General features: G+C 76.1%; 8 protein-coding genes. 4 read left to right on the top strand and 4 right to left on the bottom strand.

Translation table 11 applies throughout. From position 1 onward, the window contains the following. The 4 genes from H6H00_RS27875 to H6H00_RS27860 are packed head-to-tail and all read right to left on the bottom strand — an operon-like array spanning position 1 to position 20367. On the bottom strand, positions 1-8679 hold the full coding sequence (locus tag H6H00_RS27875; RefSeq protein ID WP_185718621.1) for an SDR family NAD(P)-dependent oxidoreductase: 8679 nt from the start codon (positions 8677-8679) through the stop codon (positions 1-3). Next, positions 8676-17927 carry a polyketide synthase gene (locus H6H00_RS27870; RefSeq protein WP_185718620.1) on the bottom strand — a complete coding sequence of 3084 codons (9252 nt, stop codon included), beginning with the start codon at positions 17925-17927 and terminating at the stop codon, positions 8676-8678. The genes H6H00_RS27875 and H6H00_RS27870 overlap by 4 nt, the downstream gene beginning before the upstream one ends. Beyond that, positions 17924-19090 (bottom strand): aromatic ring-hydroxylating oxygenase subunit alpha, encoded by a 1167-nt coding sequence (locus H6H00_RS27865; protein ID WP_221775684.1) that lies wholly within the window; start codon positions 19088-19090, stop codon positions 17924-17926. Before H6H00_RS27865 ends, H6H00_RS27870 begins: the two co-directional genes overlap by 4 nt. Before the next feature lie 38 nt (positions 19091-19128). Then, complete coding sequence (locus H6H00_RS27860; RefSeq protein ID WP_185718619.1) at positions 19129-20367, bottom strand: NAD(P)/FAD-dependent oxidoreductase; 1239 nt, start codon at positions 20365-20367, stop codon at positions 19129-19131. A 189-nt stretch (positions 20368-20556) separates the two neighbouring features. Between H6H00_RS27860 and H6H00_RS27855 the strand changes: the two genes are divergently transcribed. The 4 genes from H6H00_RS27855 to H6H00_RS27840 all read left to right on the top strand — a co-directional run bounded on the left by H6H00_RS27855 (position 20557) and on the right by H6H00_RS27840 (position 23584). Further along, on the top strand, positions 20557-22149 hold the full coding sequence (locus H6H00_RS27855; RefSeq protein WP_185718618.1) for an acyl-CoA carboxylase subunit beta: 1593 nt from the start codon (positions 20557-20559) through the stop codon (positions 22147-22149). Beyond that, a complete protein-coding gene (locus tag H6H00_RS27850; protein ID WP_185718617.1) occupies positions 22149-22355 on the top strand; it encodes an acyl-CoA carboxylase subunit epsilon in 207 nt (68 codons plus the stop codon). Before H6H00_RS27855 ends, H6H00_RS27850 begins: the two co-directional genes overlap by 1 nt. A gap of 122 nt (positions 22356-22477) precedes the next feature. Continuing rightward, positions 22478-23218 (top strand): Crp/Fnr family transcriptional regulator, encoded by a 741-nt coding sequence (locus H6H00_RS27845; RefSeq protein WP_185718616.1) that lies wholly within the window; start codon positions 22478-22480, stop codon positions 23216-23218. Between the two features lie 225 nt (positions 23219-23443). Then, positions 23444-23584 (top strand): hypothetical protein, encoded by a 141-nt coding sequence (locus H6H00_RS27840; RefSeq protein ID WP_185718615.1) that lies wholly within the window; start codon positions 23444-23446, stop codon positions 23582-23584. The last annotated feature ends 12 nt before the right edge of the window (positions 23585-23596 follow it).

Raw genomic sequence — 23596 nt, 5'->3', positions numbered from 1 at the left:
TCAGTGGCTCCCGTCGGTGGTGGGGTCGATGAGGGTCATGAGCAGCGAGCTGAGCGACGCCGTCGCGGCCGCCGGTTCGGCGGCGCGGGGCGCGGGGACCGGGGCGGCCGGTCCGGCGAGCGCGGCGACGATGTCGCCGACGGTGCGGGCGCGCATGAGCACCGCCGGATCGGTGCTGCGCCCGACCCGGCGCTCGACGGCCGCGGTGAGCTCGGCGATGGTCACCGAGTCCAGGCCGAGGCGGGCCATCTCGGCGTCGCCGGGGTCCTCGCCGAGCACGTCCAGGAAGGCCTGCCGGACGCCGCGGGCGACGGTGTCGGCGTCGGGCCCGGCACCCGCCGCTCCGGAGACGACCGGGGCGGGGACGACCGGGGCGGGGACGACCGCTGCGGCGACGGCCGGGTCAGGAGCGGCCGCGTCAGGAACGGCGGCTGCGTCAGGAACGGCCGGCGCGGCGACGACCGGGTCGGGCGCCGCCCCGCCGGGGAGGATCACCGCCCCACCGGCGCGCAGGTGCGCGGCGAACGCGGCCCGCGCCGCGTCCGGGGTGAGGGAGTGCCCGGCGGCGAACCCGGCGTCGGCCGCCATCCCGGTGCCGCTCCAGTTCGGCCAGGCGTGCGCGGTCACCGCGGTGGCCGGACCGTGCTCCCGCTGCGCGAGCGCGAGCTGGTGGGCGTTGGCCATCGCGTAGTCGACGACCCCCGGTCCCGCCTCCGGCAGGGCGCCCGCGATCGACGACACCAGAACCACGGCGTCGGCGCCGTGGTCCCTGGCGAGCCGCACGACGTTCTCCGAACCGGCGACCTTCGGCGCCAGCACGCGCTCGGCGTCGGCGAACCCGCGGCGGCGCACGGCGCCGAACGGGTTCACCCCGCCCGAGCAGTGCACGACCGTGCGCAGCCGGCCCCAGCGCCGCCCGAACTCCGCGACGACCGCGGCGAGCGCGGCGGGGTCGGTGACGTCGGCCGGCAGGTAGGCCAGCTCGGCCGCGAGACCGGACGGCAGCTCACCGCCGGCCGAGCGCCCCACGATCCCGATCGCCCGCGCCCCCGACGCGGCCAGCTGGGCCACCAGCTCCCGTCCGACCGCCCCGAGGCCGCCGGTGACCAGGTGGAACCCGTCGCCGTCGACCGTCGCGGGTGCCCCGGCCGGGAGGGGGACGGTCCGCGAGCGCAGCCGCGTGCCGCGCCGGTAGGCCGTGGCGCCGTCGGCGGTGCGCAGCTCGGCCACGACCTGCCGGATCCGCAGCTCGGCGGGATCGGCGGGATCGAGGTCGAGGGTGGCCACCCGCAGCTTCCCCTCGGCCCCGGCGGCGCGGACGGCCGCCGTGCGGGCCGCGGCCGCCGGGTCGAGCCCGGCGCGCTCGGAGTCGTCGACGGCGACCGAGCGGTGCTCGGCCCACACGACGGCCGCACCGGGCGGCAGCGCCGAGGCGAGGTCGCGCAGCTGCGTCCAGAACTCCCCGGCCGACGGGCCGGCGTCGTGCGGCCGGTCGAGATCGGGGACGGCGACGAGCCCACCCGTCCCGTCCGCGGCCACGGGGACGCCCGCGGCGAGGAGCGCGGCGCTCACCCGCTCGGCCGCGCCCGCCGACCGGGCGAGCACCCGGACCGCACCGGCCACCGGCGTGGCGTCCGGCGCGGCGCCCGGCTCCCACACGACCCGCAGCGCGGTCGCGGGGACCGGCGGCGCGGGGGCGGGGACGTCGCGGCCGCCGGGGTGGGGCGGCGCGTGGTTCCAGTGCCGGTCGCGGGCGAAGGGATGGGTGGGCAGGTCGGTGGTGCGGGCGCCGGGGGCCGACAGCGCCGCCCAGTCGACGTGCGCGTACCCGCTGCGGACGGCCGCGACCACGTTCGCGTGCGGGTCGGCGGCGCGCTCGCGGTCGACCCGGGCCACCGGCACGATCCCGTCGGCGACGGCCCGCAGCTCGGCGGCCAGCGCGTCGGCGGACCGCCCGTGCACCGCGGTCTGGAACTCCAGCACCGCGCGTCCCACGTTGGCGGTGTGCACCAGGTCGGCGGTCTCGGTGTCGCCGGAGGACCCGGCGAGGCGCACCGCGTAGGCCAGCGCCAGCGCGCGGACCCCCTCCTCGGTGGCCGCGCTGACCCGCAGCACGTGGTCGTGGCCGGCCACCGGAGGGCGCGGCGCGGGGGCGGGCGGCTCCTCGACGACGACGTGCGCGTTGACCCCGCCCATCCCGAACGCGGAGACCGCGGCCCGGCGCGGGGATCCGTCGCGGCGCCAGGGGACCGGCGCCGCGGCGGGGTAGAACGGGGTCTCCTCGAAGCGGATGTGGTCGTTGGGGCGGTCGACGTGCAGGGTCGGCGGGATGGTGTCGTGGCGCAGGGCCAGCAGCACCTTGGCCAGCCCCGCGAGCCCGGCGGCCGGCTCCAGGTGCCCGATGTTGGTCTTCACCGACCCGATCGCGCAGTACTGCGTGCGGTCGGTGTGGCGGCGCCAGGCGCGGGTGAGGCCGTCGATCTCGATGGGGTCGCCGAGCGGGGTGCCGGTGCCGTGCGCCTCGAGCATGGAGATGCTGTCGGGGTGCACGTCGGCGTCGCGCAGGGCGTCGGTGATCACGTCGTGCTGGGCGGTGCTGTTGGGCACGGTCAGCCCGTTGGTGCGCCCGCCGTGGTTGACCGCGGTGCCCTTGATCACCGCGTGGATCCGGTCGTGGTCGGCCTGCGCCGCGCGCAGCGGCTTGAGCACCAGCGTGATCACGCCCTCGCCGGGCACGAACCCGTCGGCGTCGTTGTCGAACGCCCGCGACGCCCCGGTCGGGGACAGCGCCCGCAGGTTGCGCATCGCGGTGTAGTGCAGCGGCGACACCGCGAGCCGGACCCCGGACACGATCGCCGTGTCGCACTCCCCGTCGCGCAGGCTGCGCACCGCGGTGTGCAGCGCCACCAGCGACGACGAGCACAGCGTGTCGATGGTCATGCTCGGGCCGCGCAGGTCGAGGAAGTAGCTGATCCGGTTGGCCAGGAACGCGTTGTGGTTGCCCAGGCCGCTGTGGGCGTCGAGCTCGCGCTCGACGTTGTACTCGCGGTAGTGCTGGTAGCTCGCGCCGACGAACACGCCGGTCCGCCGCGGCGCCGCGGTCGGGGCGATCCCCGCCGACTCCAGCGCCTCCCACGCCGTGCGCAGCAGCCACCGCGCCTGCGGGTCGAGCACCTCGGCCTGCTTGGGGAAGAAGTCGAAGAAGCGGGCGTCGAACTCCTCGATGTCGTGCAGGAACCCGCCCACCGGCGGCGGGCCGCCGCGGCCGTCCCAGCGGAACTCCGGCGCCGGGCCCACACCGCTGCCGCCCTCGCACAGCAGCGACCACAGGCCGTCGGCGTCGGCCGCCCCGGGCAGCGCGCACGACAGGCCGATGACGGCCATGTCGCGGTCGCGCCCCCCGTCGGACAGGGCCGGGGCCACCGCCTCCTCGACGGCCCGCACGAGCGCCGCCTCGGCGACCGCGCGCTCGTCGGCCGGGGCCTGCTGCGGCAGGGTCTCCACGACGACCGGGTGCAGAGCCCGGCAGTCCCGGGCGTCGAGCACGTCCATCGGGGTGATCGCGGCCCCGTGCAGCCGGTTGACCTCGGCCGCGACCAGCGTGGCGAGCATGGAGTCGAGCCCCGCCGCGGCCAGCGATCCGGTCGCGGTGACCGACGGGTCGCGCAGCACCGCGCGGACGAGCTCCACCAGCGCCGCCTCCGTGAACGCCGGGCCGGCGGGCGCCGCCGGAGCGGCGGTCGGCTCCGCCGCGACCTCGGCGGGCACCGGCCGGAACCGCACGCCGTCGAGGGTGAGCAGGACACGGCCGTCGGATCCGAGCAGCGACATCCGGCCGCGGCGGGCACCGTCGGCGGCGGGCGGGTCGGCCCGCAGGTGGACGAGTGCGGCGTCGGCGGGGTCGCCGAACGCGACGACCCGCCCCGCCGCGACCGGCAGCAGCGTCGCGCCGGGCGCGGCCGGGTCGGCGAGGGTGAGCACGGCCATCGCCTGCAGGGCGGCGTCGACCGCGGCGACCGCGCGGGTGACGCGGTCACCGGTCAGGACCAGGCCCGCGACCACCGCGTCGGGCCCGAACCGGACGGCGGTGACGGGGCGCAACGGCGCGGCGTACTCCATGTCCCGGGTGCTGAACCAGGCGTAGAGGCCGTCCGGGTCGAGCTCGCGCGGGCAGGCCCGCGCCAGCGCGTCGGCCGACTCGGCCGGCGGGGCCGCGGGGGCGGGACCGCCGAGCGTGAGGTGCCCGATCGCGCGGTCGCGGTGCCGGAACGTGACGGTCCGTCCCGACCGGTCGGCCGTCACGGACCCCTGGCCCGCGCCGCGGGCGGTGAACGCGACGTCCTCCAGCACCGGCGCCTGCGCCAGCCCCAGCACGACGAGCAGCGCGGCCGGGACGGTCTCCTGCCCCAGCACCACGTGCGCGCCGATCACGGTCCGCTGCGCGGACTCCGTGTCGGGAACGGCCGGCGCCCGGAACGGGTACGGCGGCAGCGTCAGGCGCCCGCCGGGGGAGCGGGACCCGGCGGGCGCCACCACCTTCTCCCCGGCGACGAACCGGGCCGCGAGCCCGTCGGCGGCGACCACCCGGTCGCCGCGCACGACGGAACCGGCGACCGCGTGCCGCAGTCCCACGGCCAGCTCCGCCGCGTCCGCCCCCAGCACGGCGACGCGGTGCGCGAGGTGCTGGCGCCCGGTCGCGGCCGACGCGCACAGCGCCCGCACGTCCGTCCCGGCCCCGACGAGCGCGGCGACGTCGGCGACGCGGCGGGCCAGCGCCTCGGGGGTGTGCGCGGAGAGCAGCAGCAGGTGCTCGCCCTCGTCGTCGGCCCCTTCCGACGGTCCGGGGCCCGTCGCGAGGTGCTCCTCGACGACGACGTGCGCGTTGGTGCCGCCCATGCCGAAGGCGCTGATCCCGGCCCGGCGCGGGCCGTCGGAGCGCCACGGGACCGGGGCGGTCGGCACCGTGAAGGTGCCCGAGGACAGGTCGACGTGCGCGCTCGGCTCCGCGTACCCCGCCAGGCCCGGGACCTCCCCGTGCTCCAGGCACAGCAGCACCTTGATGAGCCCGGCCAGCCCGCTCGCCGGCTCCAGGTGCCCGATGTTCGCCTTGACGGACCCGAGCCGCACCGGCTCGGTGCGCGCCGGGTCGCCGCCGAAGACCTCGGTGAGCGCGGCGACCTCGATGGGGTCGCCGAGCCGGGTCGCGGTGCCGTGGGTCTCGATCAGCGAGACGTCGGCGGGCGCCAGGCCCGCGTCGGCGAGCGCGGCCCGCACGACCGCGACCTGCGCCTCGCTGCGCGGCACGGGCAGCGCGCTGCCGCGGCCGCCGTGGTTGACCGCGGCCCCGCGCAGCACGCCCCAGATCCGGTCGCCGTCGCGCTCGGCGTCGGCCAGCGGCTTGAGCAGCACCGCGACGGCGCCCTCGCCGGGGACGAAGCCGTCGGCGCGGGCGTCGAAGGGCCGGGGCCGGGTCGCCGACAGGGCGCCGAGCTGGCTCAGGCTGCGGTAGTACCAGGGCGTCAGGCCGACGTGGCAGGCCGCGACGATCGCCGCCCCGCACTGCCCCGTCCGCAGCGCGGTCATCGCCTGGGCCAGCGCGACCAGCGACGACGAGCACAGGGTGTCGACCGTCTGCGACGGCCCGGTCAGGTCGAGGGTGTAGGAGATCCGGTTGGCGAGCACGGCGTTCATCGAGCCGAGCGCGGTGTGCGGGCCGACGGTGTCGAGGCCCGCGGCGTCGCGGTGGTGGGTGTAGGTGGCGCCGACCCAGACCCCGACGTCGCGCCGCCCGGCCATCCCGCCCTCCTGCAGCACCGACCAGGAGTGCTCGAGCAGCAGCTTCTGCTGCGGGTCCATGTCCTGCACCTCGCGGACCGACAGGCCGAAGAAGCACGGGTCGAGGCGGTCGACCTGGTCGACGAACGCTCCGCTGCGGCAGTAGGTGCCCGTCATGTCGACGGACCGCTCCTGCACGTGGGCGTCGACGTCGAAGCGCTCGGCCGGCACGTCGGTGAACGCGTGCCCGCCCGCGCGGAGCATCGCCCAGAAGCCGTCGAGGTCCTCGGCGCCGGGCAGGTCACCGGACACGGCGACGACCGCGACGGCGCCCGCGCGGTCGTCGCGGGCCGGGGCGGAGCGGCCGTCCGCCGGGGCGCCGGCGTCCGGGACGGGCGGGGCCGCCGGGACGGGCGTCGCGTCCGGGGCGAGGGCCATCGCGACGGACCCGGCGAAGGCCGGGCGCGGGTCGGCCTCCGGAGCCGCGGGCACCGCGGTTGGGGCCGGGACCGGCGCGGTGACGGGTGACGGGGGCGCGGCGCCGTAGCGGCGGACCAGCGCCTCGGTCAGCTCGTCGACGTCGGCGTACTCCAGGAACAGGGTGGCGGGCAGGCTCGTGCCCCACCGCCGCGTCAGCTCCTCGGCCAGCTCCACGCTCATGATCGAATCGACGCCGAAGTCGGTGAGCGGGGCGTCGCCGTCGATCCGCTCGACGCCCAGGCGGGCGGCCAGGAACGCGGTCAGCGCGGCGCGGACGGCCTCCTCCGACCCGGCGGGCCCCGGGACGCCCCCGTCCGGGGCGGCGGGCGCCGGCGCGACGGTCGGGGCCGCCGGGACCGGTGCGGGCGCGGCCGGTTCCCCACCGGGCTCCCCGTCCGGGTGGGCGACGACGAGCTGGCGCTCGCCCAGGCGCAGCACCGTGATCATCGCGTCCAGTGCCTCGACGGTGCCCAGCGGCCGGACACCGCGGCGGCGCAGCTGCTCGGCCACCGCGACGCCCATCCCGATCTCGCCCCACAGGCCCCAGTCGATGCTCACCCACGGCGCGCCCGCGGCGTGCGCCACCGCGTCGAGGTAGGCGTTGGCGGCGGCGTACCCGCCCTGGCCGAGGTTGCCGAACGCGCCCGACACCGAGCCGAACAGCACGGCGAAGTCCAGCTCCAGCCCCTCGACGGCGGCGGCGAGCTCGCGCACCCCGTCGACCTTCGGGGCGAGCACCGCGGCGACGTCCTCGCGGGTCGCGGTGCGCAGCAGGCCGTCGCGCAGCGTACCCGCGGCGTGCAGGACGCCGTGCAGCGCGCCCCGTTCCGCGCGGATCGACGCGACGACCTCGCGCAGCCCGCCGGGGGTGTTGACGTCGACGGCGCGGTGGTCGACCGCGCAGCCGTGCGCGGTGATCGCGGCGACCGCGGCCGGGTCGACGTCGCGCCCGCCCGAGCGGCTGACCAGCGCGACGGAGCCGGCGCCCGCGCTCGCGAGCCGCTCGGCGACGGCGAGGCCGAGACCGCCGTGCCCGCCGAGGACCAGGTAGTGGCCGCCGCGGCGGACCGGGTGCGGTCCGGGCGCGGGCTCGGTGACGAACTCGCGCACCGGCTCGTACCGGACGCCGTCGCGCAGGGCGACCTCGACCGGGCCCTCGCCCAGCTCGGCGGCCAGCGACCCGACCGACACCGCGTCCACGTCGACGATCCGCGGCGACAGGCCCGGGTACTCGATCGCGGCCGTGCGCAGCAGGCCCCACAGTGCGGCGCGCGCGGGCGTCGGGCGGTCGCCGTCGACGACCGCCTGCCCGCCGCGGGTCACCACGACGAACCGCGCGCCGGAGCGCTGCCGCTTCGCCAGGGTGACGAGCGCGGCGAGCACGTCGTGCAGCCCGGCGTCGAACTCGTCGGCCTCCGCGCGCTGCGGGCCCGCGCCGAACCCGTGCACGACACCCGCGAGCCTCGTCGCGCCGTCGGAGGTGATCTCGTCCCACAGCGCGGCGTGGTCGGACCGCCTCCCCACCTCGACGACGTGCGCACCGCCGTCGCGCAGCGCCTGCGCGACCGGGGCGAGCGGGCCCTCGTGCAGCACCACCCAGGTGCCGGACGGCGTCGTCGCCGGGGACGGGGCCGGCGTCCACCGGATGCGGCTGATCAGCGGCGAGGTCCGTGCCGCACCGGGCAGCGAGCGCATCCGCACGCCGGTCAGCTCGGCGACGACCCGCCCGCCCGCGTCGAGCAGCACGGCGTCGGCGACGGAGTACGCGCCCTGCACCGCGGTGCGCCGGACGCGGACGGTCACCCCGTCCGCGCACGGGCCGTGCATCGCGACCCTGGCGATCCCGATCGGCAGCATCGGGCGCGGCGGGTGGCCGGTCGCGAGGTCCTGCAGCGCGACGCTCACGACCTGCAGCACGGCGTCGAGCAGCAGCGGGTGGCCGAACCAGCGGTGCCCGTCGTCGCCCGCCACGGTGGCCTCCGCGGCCCCGTCGGCGACGGTCAGGGCCGTGACGGTGTGGAACGCCGGGCCGTAGTGCAGGCCGTTCGCCGCCCACTCCGCGTACAGGCGGTCGACCGGGAACGAGGTGCCGGACACCGCGGGCGGGGCCGCCGGGGCCCCGGCGTCGAGGGTCCGGCCGGTGCCCGAGGACACGACCCGGCCCCCGGTGCCCAGCTCGAACCGGCCGGCGTCGACGGACAGGGCCACGGTCGCCCGCCCCCCGTCCGGCACCGCGACCGGCCGGACGAAGGCCACGTCGGTCAGCTCGACCGGCGCGAACGACGCCCGCCCGCCCACCGCCACGACGGCCAGCTCCAGCTGGACCGACGCCGGCAGGATCCCGGTGCCCCCCGACCGGTGCTGGGCGAGGAACACCTCGTCGGCGGAGAAGGTGTGCTCGTAGTGCTCGACCCGGTTCGTCACGATTCCTCGCTTCGGGAGAACAGACGGGCGAAGAACGGGTGACCGCCCTCGTCGTCGGTGGTGGGTGCGGTGTCGGGGAGGGCCGAGAGCCGCCGGCCGTCGAACGGGAACGTCGGTGCCGTCACCGTGCGGTGCCCCTTGCCGGTGTGGTGGCCGGCCAGGTCGATCCGCGTCGTCGTGGTGTTGTGGTGGGCCACGAGGTTCTGGTGCAGGTGCGCGGCGCCGCCGGTGCGGTGCAGCGTCGTGCGGCAGGTCGGCGCGTCGAGCACCTGCGCGGTGAGCGGGGCCAGCACGGGGTGCGGGCCGATCTCCCACCAGACGTGGGGCGCGCCCGCCACCTCGTCCAGCGCGCGGACGGCGGGGGCGAACAGCACCGGCCGGCGGATCGCCTCGGCGTAGGACCGGGGGTCGGTGGCCGAGTCCGGCGTGTGCAGCGCGCCGGTGAGCGTGGACGCGAACGGGATCACCGGGGCCCGCAGCGTCGTGGCGGCGACGGCCGCGGCGAACGGTTCCACCGCCCCCGCCATCGCCGCCGAGTGGAACGCGTGACTGACCGTCAGCGGCGTGACGGGGTGCGCGCACGCCGCCCGGAACCGCTCGAGCGCCCCGGCGGGTCCGCTGACCGTCGTGCTGCTCGGCGAGTTGTGCGCCGCGATCTCCAGCTCCGGGAAGCCGGCCAGGGCCGCCGCGGTGGCGTCGGCGTCGGCGTGGACGACCGCCATCGAGCCGGTCGACGGCTGCGCGTTCATCGCCGCCCCGCGGTGCGCGACCAGCCGCAGCAGGTCGGGCAGCGTGAGCACCCCCGCGGCCCAGGCGGCGGTCAGCTCGCCGACGCTGTGCCCGACGACGTGATCGGGGCGCACCCCCCACGCCGCGAGCAGCCGTACCAGCGCCACCTGCGTGGCGACGATCCCGGCCTGCGCGTGGTCGGTGCGGGTCAGCTCGGCGGAGCGGTCGCCGTGGAGGAGGTCGGTCAGCCCGGGCAGGTGCTCGGCGCACTCGTCGACGGCGTCCCGGAAGACCGGTTCGGTCGCGTACAGTGCCCGCCCCATCCCCGGGTACTGCGAGCCCTGGCCGGTGAACAGGAACGTCACCGGGGGAGCGGGGCGGGTGCTGTGCCGGGCGACCGGGGTCGCCCCGCCCGCCACGGCGTCCAGCGCCGCGACGAGCTCCTCGCGGGTGCCGGCCGCGACGGCGGTCCGGAAGCGGTGCGGCGACCGGCCGGTGTTGCCGGTGTAGGAGAGGTCGCCCAGCGACGCCTCCGGGTGCCGGGCGACGTGCCCGGACCAGCGGCCGGCCAGTGCGCGGACGCCGTCCTCGGTCGGCGCGGTGAGCCGCAGGACGTGGCTCCCGCCCTCGAGGTCGGGGACCGCGGCGCGGACCGGCGCCTCCTCGACGACCACGTGCGCGTTGACGCCGCCCATCCCGAACGCCGACAGCGCGGCCCGCCGCGGGGCCCCGCCGCGCAGCCACGGGACCGGCCCGGTCGCCGGGTAGAACGGGGTCTCCTCGAAGCGGATGTGGTCGTTGGGCCGGTCGACGTGCAGCGTCGGCGGGATCGTCTCGTGCCGCAGCGCGAGCAGGATCTTGGTCAGGCCGGCCAGCCCGGCGGCGGGCTCCAGGTGCCCGATGTTGGTCTTGAGCGAGCCGATCGCGCAGAACTGGGTGCGGTCGGTGTGGTGGCGCCAGGCGCGGGTGAGGCCGTCGACCTCGATGGGATCGCCGAGCGGGGTCCCGGTCCCGTGGGCCTCCAGCATCGCGATGGTGTCCGGGTCGACGTCCGCGTCGCGCAGGGCCGCGGTGATCACGTCGTGCTGGGCGGTGCTGGCGGGCACGGTGAGCCCGTTCGTGCGGCCGCCGTGGTTGACCGCGGTGCCCTTGATGACCGCGTGCACCCGGTCGCCGTCGCGCTGAGCGTCGACCAGCGGCTTGAGGACGACCGTCACGACGCCCTCGCCGGGCACGAACCCGTCGGCGTCGTTGTCGAACGCCCGCGACGACCCGCTCGGCGAGAACGACCGCAGCCGCGAGCCGAGCTGGAAGTACTGCGGCGACATCGCCATGTGCACCCCGGCGACGACGGCCGCCTCGCACTCGCCGTCGCGCAGGCTGCGGACGGCGGTGTGCAGCGCGACCAGCGACGACGAGCACAGCGTGTCGATCGTCATGCTCGGGCCGTGCAGGTCGAGGAAGTAGCTGACCCGGTTGGCGAGGATCGCGTTGTGGTTGCCGAGGCCCGCCGCGGTCTGCACGACGTCGCCGACGACCTGGTCGCGGTAGTGCTGGTAGCTGGCGCCGACGTAGACGCCCACCGCCCGGCCCTCGGTGCGACCCGAGAGCCCCGCGTCCTCCATCGCCCGCCATGCGGACTGCACGAGGTGGCGCTGCTGGGGGTCGATCCACTTCGCCTCGGCGGGGGCGATGCGGAAGAACGGGGCGTCGAAGGCGGTGAGGTCGTCGACGAACCCGGCCCGGCGCAGGTAGACCGTGCCCGGCGTCGCCTCGTCGGAGTAGTACTCGTCGAGGTTCCAGCGCTCGGCCGGGACCTCCCGCAGGCAGTCGCGCCCGCCCATCAGGACGTCCCACAGCGCGTCCGGGTCGGCCGCGCCGGGGAACACCCCGTCCATCCCGACGATCGCGATGTCGTGGCGGTCGGTGCCCACCGGCACCGGCGGCGCCCCGGTGCCGACCTCCGCCACGACGGCCGGCCGGTCGAGCGCGGGCCGGTCGACGGCGGGCTGGTCGACGCCCGGCTGGATGACGGCGGGCTGGACGGCGGGAGCCGGCTCGGCCGCGACCGGTGAGGACCGGACCGGCAACGCCGGCTCGCGCTCCGGCACCTCCGCTCCCGCCACCGCCGCCCCCGGCACCCCGGTGACGCCGTACTCCGTGCGCAGCTCCTCCACCAGCGCCTCGACGGTGCCGACCTCCAGCACCAGCGTCACCGGGATCTCCACCCCGAGCCGGGCGCGGAGGTCCTGGGCGAGTGAGACGGCGAGCATCGAGTCGAGCCCCTGCTCCTGCAGCGGCACGTCGGGCTCGAGGTCGTCGGCGTCGACCTCCAGGGACTCCGCCACCCAGCGGGTGACGGCCTCGACGAGATCCGGGCCCGTCCGCGCCGGTCGCCCGGACGCGGCGTCCGCCCCGGAGGCGGGCACAGAGGCGGGCACAGAGGCGGACACGGAGGCGGGACCGGCGGCCGCGGGGGTCGCGGCCGGCGGTGGGGCGGGCGTGCCGTCCGCCCCACCGGGGGTGGCGGTGCCCGGGCCACCGGCCGCGGCCGGGGACCCCGTGCCGGGGGCGGCGGAGATCCGCTTCCAGGTCATGCGGTGCACCTGCACGACCGGGCGGTCGCCGTCGAGCACGACCAGGCTGGCGGTGACCAGGTCCCCGCCCCCGCCCTCGCGCCGGGCGTACACCCGGGCGCGTCGGGGGAGCGGACCCAGCACCGACAGCTGCGCCACGGCGAAGGGCACGTAGAGCCCCTCCGCGCCGCAGGCGGCCAGGCCGACCTGGAACGCGCCGTCGAGCAGCCGGGCGTCGACGGTCTCGGTGTCGGCGCCGCCCTCCAGCGTCCCGAGGGCCTGCCCGGGTGCGGTGTGCAGCTCCCGCACGCAGCGGAAGCCGGGGCCGTAGCGCAGGCCGTCGCGCTCGAAGGAGCGGTAGGCCGCGTCGAGGTCGACGGCGGTGAACCCGTCGAGCGCGGGCGGCACCAGCTCGGGCCGGGGCCCGGCGGGGGCGCCGAGCTCGGCGTCGCACGTCATGGCGCCGGACCCGTCGCGGAACACGACCGACGTCCCGTCGACGCGGCCGGTCAGCCGCGCCGGGGGCCGCACGATCGCCCGGAACGTGACGTCCCTGAGCCCGAACCCGGCGCGGCCCAGCAGCGCCGCGACCTTGCCCGGGTAGGCGGCGCCGGGCAGCGTGGCCTCCCCGAGGACGACGTGCTCGTCGGCCTCGGTGAGCCGGCTCCAGACCAGACCGCCCTCGCCGTCGGACTCACCCGGCGCGGTCCACGCCGCGGGGGCGGGGGGCTCCAGCCAGAGCCGGGTGGGCTCGTGCGGCGCGGTCGGGAAGCGGACCCCGGCCCGGGCGCCGTCGGGGGCCAGGTCCTCGCCGTCGGCGAAGCGCCGGGCCAGCACGTCGAGCGCGGCGCGGTCGCCGGTCACCGGCAGCGGCACGGTCCGGCGGGAGCCGGGGGCCGCGGTGCCCGCGTAGGACGACCGGCTGGTGCGCGTGCCCGCGAGGAACAGCATCAGCTTGTCCTCGAGCTGCTCCAGGCTCTCCACCACGCACGCGAACCGGTGCGCGCCGGGGGCCCGGCGCCTGCTCGCGGCGCACAGCGGGGCCAGCGGGGGGCAGTGCGGCGAGCGCAGCAGCCGGACCAGCCGCTCGACGAGCACGTGCAGCGACTCCGCCGAGCCGGCCGACAGCGTCAGCAGCCCCGGCCCGGCGACGTCGTCGGGCGCGCCCGGCGCGCCCGCGAGCACCACGTGCCCGTTGACGCCGCCGAACCCGAAGCTGCTCACGCCCGCGACCCGCGGACCGGCCCACGGCACGGTCCGGTCCGGCACGAACAGCGCCGACTCCTCGAACCGGAAGCGCGAGTTCGGCACCTCCAGGTTCACCGACGGCGGCACGGACCCCGCCTGCAGCGCCAGCACGGTCTTGATCAGACCGGCCATCCCGGCCGCGGGTTCCAGGTGCCCGACGTTGGTCTTGACCGACCCGATCGCCACCGACGCCTGCGCCGACCCGGCGAGCACGGCCTGCAGCGCCTCCAGCTCGATGAGGTCGCCGAGCTGGGTGCCGGTGCCGTGCGCCTCGACGTAGCCGAGCCCGCCGTCGGGCACGCCCGCCGCGGCCAGCGCCCGGCGGATCACCGCGGTCTGCGCGGTCGCGCTCGGCGCCGTGAGGAACCCGGAGCTCGCACCGGTGTGGTTGACGGCGACGCCGCGGACGACCGCGAGCACCGGGTCGCCGTCGCGCTCGGCGTCGGCGAGGCGCTTGAGCACGATCGCGCCCGCACCCTCGCCGCGCACGTAGCCGTCGGCGCCGTCGTCGAAGGCGCGGCAGACCCCGCGCGGGGACAGCATCCCGTTGCGCTGGAACGACCGCGTCTTCGACGGCGTGAGGATCAGGTTCGCCGCGCCGACGACGGCCGCGTCGATCTCGCCCGCCCGCAGCTGCAGCGCGGCTTGGTGCAGCGCGACCAGCGACGACGAGCACGCCGTGTCGACCGTCGAGCTGGGGCCGGTCCAGTCGAAGGTGTGGGAGAGGCGGTTGGCCAGCATGGAGATCGCGGTGCCGGTCGCGGTGTGCGGGTCGGCGTGGCCGATGCTCGCGGCGACGATCTCCGGGAAGTCGCTGGCGATGGTGCCGACGAACACGCCGGTGTTGGCGCCGAGCGTGCTGCTGTCGTGGCCGCAGGACTCCAGCGCCTCGTCGGTGACCTCCAGCAGCATCCGCTGCAGCGGGTCGAGGCGGCGGGCCTCGCGCTCGGACATGCCGAACCGGGCCGCGTCGAACAGCTCGACGCCGTCGACCCAGCCCGAGGGCACCTCGTCGCCCTCGGTCCACAGGTCGCCCCAGCCGCGGTGCCCCGCCGGCGCGTCGCCGACGTGGGTGCGGCCGGCGGCCAGGTTGGCCCAGAACTCGTCCGGCGTGGCGGCGCCGGGGAACCGGCACGCCATCCCGATGATCGCGACGGCGTCGCCGCCGGGGTCCGCGGGGACGGGGGCGGGCCCGGAGACGGGGGCCGGCTCGGTGACGGGGGCCGGCTCGGGGACGGTGGGGGACGGGTCCGCCGCCGGCTCGGCGTCGAGCCCCAGCAGGCCCACCAGCTTCGCGGGCGTCCCGGTGGCGAAGATCGCCGTCGGGCTGACCTCGACGCCCAGCTCCCGCCCGAGCGCGGTGGCCGCGATCGTGACGTTGGCCGAGTCGCCGCCCAGGTCGAAGAAGTTGTCCTGGTCGCCCAGCGGGTCGACGCCGAGCACCTCTCCCAGGATCCGCGCCAGCGCGGCGCCGGGGCGCTCGGCCGGCGGCCCGGCGGTCGCGGACGGCCCGGCGACGGCCGCGCGGGGCGCCGCGGGCGCGGCCGGAACGGGTGCCGCGGGCGCGGCCGGGACGGGCGCCGGGGGCACGGCCGCCGCCCCGGTCCGCAGGATCGTGTCCCGCGTCGGGACCGGCAGCCGGGCCCGGTCGGTCTTGCCGTTGCCGGTCAGCGGCAGGGCGTCGATCGGCACGTAGACCGTCGGCACCATGTAGTCGGGCAGGGTGAGCCGCACGGTGGCGTCGAGGTCGGCCTTCGCCGGCGTCCCGTCCGCCACGACGTACGCGGTGAGCTGCGGTTCGCCGCGCCCCTCGAACGCCACCGCGACGACGACGGCGGCGGTCACGTCGGGCCGCCCCTCCAGCGCCCGCTCGATCTCGGCGGGCTCGATGCGGTTGCCGCGCACCTTCACCTGCGCGTCCGCGCGGCCGAGCCATTCCAGCGCGCCGTCGGTGTGCAGGCGTACCTGGTCGCCGGTGCGGTACTGGCGGACCCCGGTGCGCGGGTGCAGGCCGAACACCTCGGCGGTGCGCGCGGGCCGGTGGGCGTACCCGCGGGCGAGCCCGACGCCGGAGACGAACAGGTCACCGGTGCCGCCCGGCGCGACCGGCCGCAGCTCCTCGTCGAGCACGTGCAGGGCGAGCCCGGGCAGCGGCTCGCCGAGCGGCAGGAAGCCGCCGACCTCGCGCACCCGGTGGCAGGACACCCAGATCGTGGCCTCGGTGGGCCCGTAGAGGTTCCACAGCGCGGCGGCCGGACCGACCAGGCGCTCCGCCACCTGCGGCGGCAGGGCCTCCCCGCCGGACAGCACGGTCAGCCCGGGGTGCGGCGTCCAGCCGGTCTCCAGCAGCAGCCGCCACATGCTCGGCGTGGCCTGGGCGTAGTCGGTGCCGGCGGTGAGCTCGGCCAGCCGCTGCGGGTCGCGCGCCACCTCCCGCGAGGCGAGCACCACGCAGCCGCCGACGGTCAACGGCAGCAGCAGCTCGAGCAGCGAGATGTCGAAGGCGGACGTGGTGTGGGCGAGCACGCGGTCACCCGCCGACACGCCGAGCACCGGGCCGATGCCGCCGAGGAAGTTGCCCAGCGCGCCGTGCTCGATCTCGACGCCCTTGGGCTCGCCGGTCGAGCCGCTGGTGAACAGCACGTACGCCAGGTCGTCGGCGGTCGGCGCGGGCGGGCTCGCCATCGCCGACCCGTCGTTGCGGGGCACCACGGACGCCGGGCCGAGCGCGCGGCCCAGCTCCAGCGTGCGGGCGTCGGTGAGGACCAGCTCGGCGCGCGCGACCTCGACGTAGCGGGCGAGGCGCTCGCGCGGGTAGGTCGGGTCCAGCGGCAGGAACGCGGCGCCGGTGCGCAGCACCCCCAGCATCGCGGGCAGCAGCTCGGGGCCGCGGTCGGTCATGATCCCGACGACCGACCCGGCACCGACGCCGGTGTCGTAGAGGTGCGCGGCGACGGCGTCGGCCCACGCGTCCAGCTCGGCGTAGCTCAGGGTCCGGTCGCCGCACCGGACGGCCGGCGCCGCCGGTCGCCGGGCCGCGGCGGCCGCGAACTGCTCCAGCACGGTGGTGGTCGTCGGCGGCACGGGCGTCGGGTCCTGCGCCGGGATCCCGGCGACGGCGATCCCGTCGCCGTGCAGCAGGGCCCGCAGGGCCGCCTCCTCGACCTCGTCGGCGAGCTCCAGCGCCCCGGCCTCGTCCAGCCAGGTCGCCCGGACGCACACCAGGGGGGCCTCGCCCGCCGCGCAGACGAGCGTGACCTCGGTGTCGGGGTCGATCGACGCCTCCTCACCGGGCGCGCGCTCCAGCACCGCGGCGCGGGTGAACGTGGGGCCGTCGGTGCCCAGCGGGCGCGGGGCCAGGCCGCTGCGGATCTCCAGGTCGGCGGCGAAGCCGAGCCGCGACGTCGCCTGCTCCACGGCGTCGGTGAGCGCGCGCGGGTCGCCCGCGTCGAAGCGCACCGGCACCCGGGAGGAGGCGAGCCCGTGCGCGGCGCCGTGCCGCGCGAGCATCTCCGAGGTCGACCAGGCGACGTCGAACGCGTGCGCCCCGGTCCGCCGCGCGACGACCGCGAGGAACGCCTGCACGACCGTGCGGCTCTCCTCCGGCGACGCCGGGCGGTACGCCAGCTCGACGCGGGCGTAGTGCGAGTCGGCCGCCGAGAAGTCGTCGGCGGGCACCGGCAGCGGGACGACGTCGGCCAGCCGGCGGCGCCACCACGGCTCGTGGCGGCGCAGCGGGGCGACCGCGTCGGTGATCGCGGCGAGCTGCTCCGGCGACGCCGCGGGGAAGCGCGCCCCCGCCGTCAGCCCGAGGCGCTGCGCGGCGGCCCGGCCGGACAGCGCGCTGCCGTCGACGGCCAGGAACTCGCCCACGACGAGGTCGTCGTCCGGGGCCGACACCGTGATCGACGACCCGGCCACGGACGCGACGACCGTGTCCGGCCGCCCGCCCGAGCGCCCGACGATGCGCATCTGCCGCGCGAACACCGCGCCCTGCGGCGTGACGAGCGCGGGCAGGCCCAGCGGGTTGGGGAACGAGCCGAAGTCCATCGCCTTGGCGGTGCGCTCGGCCTCCGCGGCCGTGCAGCCGGCGTGCACCAGCCCACCGCCCGCCATCCGGGCGGACTGCAGGTAGAAGCGCCGCTCGCGGTCGGAGGTGTCGACCGGGTCGGGGAGCTCGCCCGCGGCGAACCGGTCGGCGAGCTCGCCGAACAGGGCGATGCCGGCCTCGGCGGTCTCGTAGGTCAGCGACAGCCCGGTGGAGTGCGGCCGGATCGGGAACCAGCGCTCGGCGAGCACCGCCCCGGCGTCGACGGCCGCGGCCATCACGTGCCAGGTCGCGGCGTGGCGCCGCTCGCCCTCGAAGATCGCCCACGCCGGCACGTGGCTGCCGGAGTAGCGCGGCAGCGGGCCGTCGTGGAAGTTGACCGCGGCCAGCCGCGGGAGCGCGAGTACCTCCGGGGTGAGGATGCGGAAGTTGACCATGCTGAACAGCAGGTCGAACGGGTCGCCGGACAGGGCGGCGACGAGGTCGCCGCGCGGGTCGAGCACGGCGATGTCGTGCTCGGCGGCCCAGGCGGTCGCGGCGGGGTCGTCGGTGAACACCCCGCGCACCTCGGCGCCCGCGGCGAGCAGCCGGGCGCCGCACTGCGTCAGCACCCGGGTCCCGCCGATGAGGTAGCAGCTCGCGCTCACGGCCGGCCCTCCACCTTCGGCTCGGCGGCGGTCTCGCGCGCCACCCAGGCGTCGATCTGCGCGACGACCTCCTCGTCGAGCGAGAGCTGGCCCGGCGACCACATCGGGTTCGACAGGCCCCGGTGCGTGCGCTCGCACAGCTCCCAGTCCTCGTAGTTGGCCTTGTCCCACAGCGCGAACACGGCCTCGTGGGAGAAGTCCTCCTTCGCCGTCTCCGACGGGTGGAACAGCCAGAAGTGCCGCACGGTGCAGGTGCCCGGCCCCTCGGGCCACACCCACTGCGCCATCACGTAGTCGGCGGTGAACCCGAACAGCAGGTTCGGCAGGATCGTGATCCAGTTGATCTTCTGGATGTCGCCCTCGGGCACGCTCGGGATCGGCGACCGGGCGCTGGTCCCGGTCATCGACACCGAGTTGTACTTGTCCCGGATCACCTGCCAGGCCCCGACGATGTCGCCGGTCAGCTCGTAGGTGCCCGCGTCGTCGAAGTCGGTGACGCGGTGCAGGTCCTTGTGCGCGGTCGGGAAGTGCAGGCTCTCGTTGACGTTGTGCGCCACCAGCTTCCAGTTCGACGCGACCGGGTAGTCCTTCCACTGGACGACCTCGAGGTCGGCCAGCTCGTAGGCCTCCGCGAACGCCCCGAACTCGCCGAGGGACTCGTCGAGGTCGGGGGCGTCGGCGGAGAAGGCGACGAAGACGATCCCGAACCGGATCTCGGTCCGGACCGTGATCAGCCCGTTCTTCTCCCGGTCGAAGAAGTGGTCGAAGTACGTGCCGTTGTTGCTCTTGAGCGCGCCGTTCCGGTCGTACACCCAGCAGTGGTAGAGGCAGACGAAGCTCTGCCGCTTGCCCTGCGGCTCCTCGACCAGCTTGTACCCGCGGTGCCGGCAGTAGTTGTGGTAACCGCGGATCCCCTCGTCTCCGTGCAGCAGGAGAATGGAGCCGGTGCCGATGTCCAGCGTCGTGTACGACCCCTTCTCGGCCAATCGGGAAACGTGGTCCACGGGCAGCCAGCGGCGCCCGTAGATGCGTTCCATCTCCCGGCGGTGCTGCTCCTCACCGGTGTAGAACTCGTGCGACCGTCCGGTTCCGCCCGTCTCGAAGTAGGGCCGTTCCGGATCCTGGTCGCCGATGCGGTCGAACATGCTGGACGGGCTGGACATCGCGTTCTCCTAGAACGGTGGGGAAGAAGGGGAGGGGCTCAGGCCGTGGGGTCGTAGACGCGGCGGTCCTCGGGGAGGCCGGCGTCGTCGTAGAGGGCCTGGAGCCCCTCGGCGGAGAAGATCGCGTCGTCGTCGACACCGCCGGCGATCCAGCCGAGCATCGTGGTGGTCCACGTGTCGGTCGCGGCGACGGCCTCGAGGACCGCCTGGAAGAACGGCGGGAGCTCGCCCAGCTCGGCGACCGTGGTCGTGTAGTCGTACATCACCGCGGTCTCCTCGTCGCGGGTCTTGGCGAACTCGGCCAGCGCCTCGTCCATCGGGCGCAGCCCGGCCAGGCCCTCGTGCACGCGCGCGGCGAGCTGCTCGGCGTGGATGAAGGAGTCGCTCATGCCCCAGCCGGTGAGCGGGTCCTTGTGGTACCCGGCGTCACCGACCAGGGCCCAGCCCGGTCCGAACGCCTGCCGGTAGAAGTTGTCGGGGTAGCGCATCGCGATGAACGGGTCGGTGCGGGTGGCGTCGCGGAGCTGCTCGCCGACCGCGGGCAGGATCGCGTCGACGGTCGACTGGAAGTTGCCGGGGACGTCCTGGCGGAACTCCTTGATCTGCGCCTTCGTCGCCATGACGCCGACCAGCGTCCCGCCGTTGGTCGGCCAGCTGCCCACCCAGCGCTCGCCGGTCCCGGTGTGGTGCTGCAGGCCGGCGCTGTCGACGCCCTCGAAGTAGGAGTAGTAGGCGGCGCCCGCGGCGGGGCGCACGTTGTAGAGCGGCGCCTCGACGCGCTTGGCCACCGTCGAGTGGGCGCCGTCCGCGCCGATCACGATCGGCGCGCGGAACTCGGTCTCCGGCCCGTCGCCGACGCGCCCGCGGACGCCGGCGACCGCGCCGTCCGCCCAGATCAGGTCGGACACCGTGAACGACTCCAGCACCTCGGCACCCGCCCGCCGTGCGGCGTTGACGAGGATCTCGTCGAGCACGATCCGGCGCGGGCAGTACACCGTGTCGATGCCGTCGATCGGGTCGGCGAAACCGCTGAACGCGACCCCGCGGTGCGAGTAGCTCATGCGGGTCGCGCCGGGGGTGCCGACCGCGACCAGCTCGTCGAGCAGGCCCCAGTTCCGCAGCCGCACCACCCCGGCCTGGTGCATGTAGTGCGACGAGACGGTGTCGCTCGGGAACGACGCCCGGTCGACGACGAGGACGCGGTGACCCTGCTGGGCGAGAAGCATGGCGAGCGGCGATCCGGCGCAGCGCGCCCCCACGACGATGGCGTCGTACATGAACGTTCTCCTCTGCTGGAAACGTGGATGAGAGCTTCTTGGTACGCAGTCGCCGACGCCGTCGCTGCTCACATCTGAGCGTTCCGGGAGAACTCGCACGGCTGCTCAGAATTGCGCGGGGAGGCCCGTCGGCGGTCGTTACCTTCGCCCGGATCGATACGTGTCCCGGACCGAGGGGAAGTGGCTGGAATGACGGCGACCGAGGATCGACCGGCTCTACTGCAACCGTTGCCGCCCACGATGCAGGACCGGGTGCTGGACCTGGCCCGGCGGCGGGCCGAGGTGCTGGCCGGGCCGGGGGAGCGGGCCACCGACGCGCAGCGGGCGCGGCGCAAGCTCACCGTGCGCGAGCGGCTGGACCTGCTGTTCGACGAGGGCTCGTTCGTGGAGCTGGAGTCGATGCGCCGGCACCGCGCGACCGGGTTCGGGATGGAGGACCGGCGCCCGCCGACCGACGGCGTCGTCACCGGCTGGGGCACGATCGACGGTCGCGCCGTGTTCGCCTACGCCCACGACTTCCGGATCTTCGGCGGCTCGCTCGGCGAGGCCCACGCCCAGAAGATCCACAAGGTGATGGACCTGGCCGAGGCCGCCGGCGCGCCGCTGATCAGCCTCAACGACGGCGCCGGGGCCCGCATCCAGGAGGGCGTCACCGCGCTCGCGGGCTACGGCGGCATCTTCCGCCGCAACGTCCACGCGTCGGGCACGATCCCGCAGATCAGCGTGATGCTCGGCCCGTGCGCGGGCGGCGCCGCCTACTCCCCGGCGCTCACCGACTTCGTGTTCATGGTCCGCGACATCTCGCAGATGTTCATCACCGGCCCGGACGTCGTGCAGGCCGTCACCGGCGAGCAGATCAGCCACGACGCGCTCGGCGGGGCCGACGTCCACGGCGGGACCGGCGTGGCCACCTTCGTCTACGACGACGAGGTCACCTGCCTGGCCGACGTCCGCTACCTGGTGTCGATGCTGCCCGCGCACAGCGACGAGATGCCGCCCGTCGCGGGGTGCGCCGACGACGTCGAACGCAGCTGCGACCGGCTGCTCGAGCTCGTCCCGGCCGACCCGGCGAAGCTCTACGACGTCTGCGACGTCATCGCCGAGGTCGTCGACGACGGGGAGTTCCTGGAGCTGCACGACAGCTGGGCCGCCAACGTCGTCTGCGCGCTCGCGCGGATCGACGGCCACGTCGTCGGGATCGTCGCCAACCAGCCCAAGGTGCTCGCCGGGGTGCTGGACATCCCGGCGTCGGAGAAGGCGGCCCGCTTCGTCCAGACCTGCGACGCGTTCAACATCCCGCTGGTCACGCTCGTGGACGTGCCGGGCTTCCTGCCCGGCCGCGACCAGGAGCACGGCGGGATCATCCGGCACGGCGCGAAGCTGCTCTACGCCTACTGCGCGGCGACCGTCCCGCGGGTGCAGGTGATCCTGCGCAAGGCCTACGGCGGGGCGTACATCGTGATGGACTCGCGGTCGATCGGCTGTGACCTGTCGTTCGCCTGGCCCACGAACGAGATCGCCGTGATGGGGGCGGAGGGGGCGGCCAACGTGATCTTCCGCCGGGAGATCCTGGCCGCCGACGACCCCGCGGCGGCGCGGGCCGCCCGCACCGCGGAGTACCGCAGCGAGCTCGTGCACCCCTACTACGCGGCGGAGCGCGGCCTGGTCGACGACGTGATCGACCCGCGGGAGACCCGCACGGTCCTCGCGCGCTCGCTGGCCGTGCTGCGCACGAAGCAGGCACCCGTCTCGTGCCGCAAGCACGGGAACCCGCCGATCTGATGGGCGCCGCGCCGACCCCGCCTCCGGACATCAGGATCGTCGCCGGCCACCCGACCGACGACGAGCTCGCCGCGGTCGTGGCCGTGCTCGGGGCGCTGCTCGCTGCCCGGGCGGTCCCGCCGCCCACCCCGCCGCGGCACCGCGCGCGGCGGACGCGCGTCACGTGCACGGCCGTGCGCAGGCGCGCGGGTTCAGTCGTCGGATAGGGACTCGATAGGCTGAACTCCTAGCTTTCTGGTCACGGACAGCGACCGGGCCCGCGCCCCCTCGCCGACCGCGACCAGGAAGCGCTCGCCCCGAGCGCCCCCTTCGCACCCTGGAGGACGCGTTGAGCGAGCGGCTGTCGGACCCGATGACGGTACGGGGGATCCGGCCGGTCCCGGCCCGGCCGGACCCGGCGCCGAGCGGGTTCGGGGGGCAGCTGGCCGGGCTCATCGCCGACCGGACGGTGCCCTCCACCCAGGTCCGCTTCGACGCCGGGACGTCCATCTACGGCGGCGGCCCGCACCCCGACGACTCGGTCTACCTGCTCACCTCCGGTCGGGCGAAGACCGTCATGTACTCCCGCTCCGGGCGGCGGTGCCTGCTGCGGATCCACAGCCCCGGCGAGGTGCTCGGCGAGCTCGCGATCCTGGGCGGCGAGCGCACCGAGACCGCGATCGCGATGTGCCCGAGCGTCGTGCAGCGGGTCGCGGTCAGCCACCTGCTGCGCCTGATGGGATCGCCCGCCGTGCACCGGCAGCTGATCCGGCACCTGGGCGAGCGGCTCGCCGAGCAGCAGCGCGCGATCAGCCACCTGGTCGGCGACGACAGCGAGCACCGGCTCGGTGTCACCCTCCTCGACCTGGCCCGACGCCTCGGCCAGCCGGAGCGCGACGCCGTGCGGATCGGCCAGCGGATCACCCAGGAGGAGCTGGCCGGCATGGTCGGCACGACCCGGTCGCGGATCGGGTACTTCCTGCGCCGCTTCCAGGAGTGCGGCGCCGTGGAGTTCAGCCGCGGCCACGTCATCCGGGTGCGCGCCCAGCGGCTCGACGACTACCTGGAGTCCCGCCTCGACGCCTGCTGAGCCCCGCGCACGGCCACTGATCCCGCAGCCCGACCGGTCCTCCCGGTCGGGCTGTCGGCGTTGCGGGGGTCGGCGCGTACCCCGTCCATCCGGCGTTCACACCTCCACACCGGGATCGATAGAGAAGTGATAGGGGACCGATGTGACTTGGTCATAGCTTTACCAATGTCAGGGAGAGGGACAAGGAAGCCCGACCCCACCACGGTTCTTCCGAAGGGACACCTCATGCGACGGATCGCCCGCTCCATCGTCCTGCTCGCCGCTGCCGCCGGCCTCGTCCTCGGCGGGCTCGGGGAGCCGCTCAAGCCCCGCGGCCCCTCGCACGGCGGCGGCTCCACCACCAACGGCAACACCGCTTGGGGCTGACGTCCGCTGTGC

Source organism: Pseudonocardia petroleophila, assembly GCF_014235185.1.
In the GTDB taxonomy this organism is placed as follows: domain Bacteria; phylum Actinomycetota; class Actinomycetes; order Mycobacteriales; family Pseudonocardiaceae; genus Pseudonocardia; species Pseudonocardia petroleophila.
Note: the sequence above shows the minus strand (reverse complement) of the source record. Positions and strands in the feature narration are given on the sequence as shown.

What these genes read in the sequence shown, in the direction of transcription:
- H6H00_RS27865 (WP_221775684.1), bottom strand. Translation starts at nt 19,090, where the DNA reads ATGTCCAGCCCGTCCAGCATGTTCGACCGCATCGGCGACCAGGATCCG.
- H6H00_RS27860 (WP_185718619.1), bottom strand. Translation starts at nt 20,367, where the DNA reads ATGTACGACGCCATCGTCGTGGGGGCGCGCTGCGCCGGATCGCCGCTC.
- H6H00_RS27855 (WP_185718618.1), top strand. Translation starts at nt 20,557, where the DNA reads ATGACGGCGACCGAGGATCGACCGGCTCTACTGCAACCGTTGCCGCCC.
- H6H00_RS27850 (WP_185718617.1), top strand. Translation starts at nt 22,149, where the DNA reads ATGGGCGCCGCGCCGACCCCGCCTCCGGACATCAGGATCGTCGCCGGC.
- H6H00_RS27840 (WP_185718615.1), top strand. Translation starts at nt 23,444, where the DNA reads ATGCGACGGATCGCCCGCTCCATCGTCCTGCTCGCCGCTGCCGCCGGC.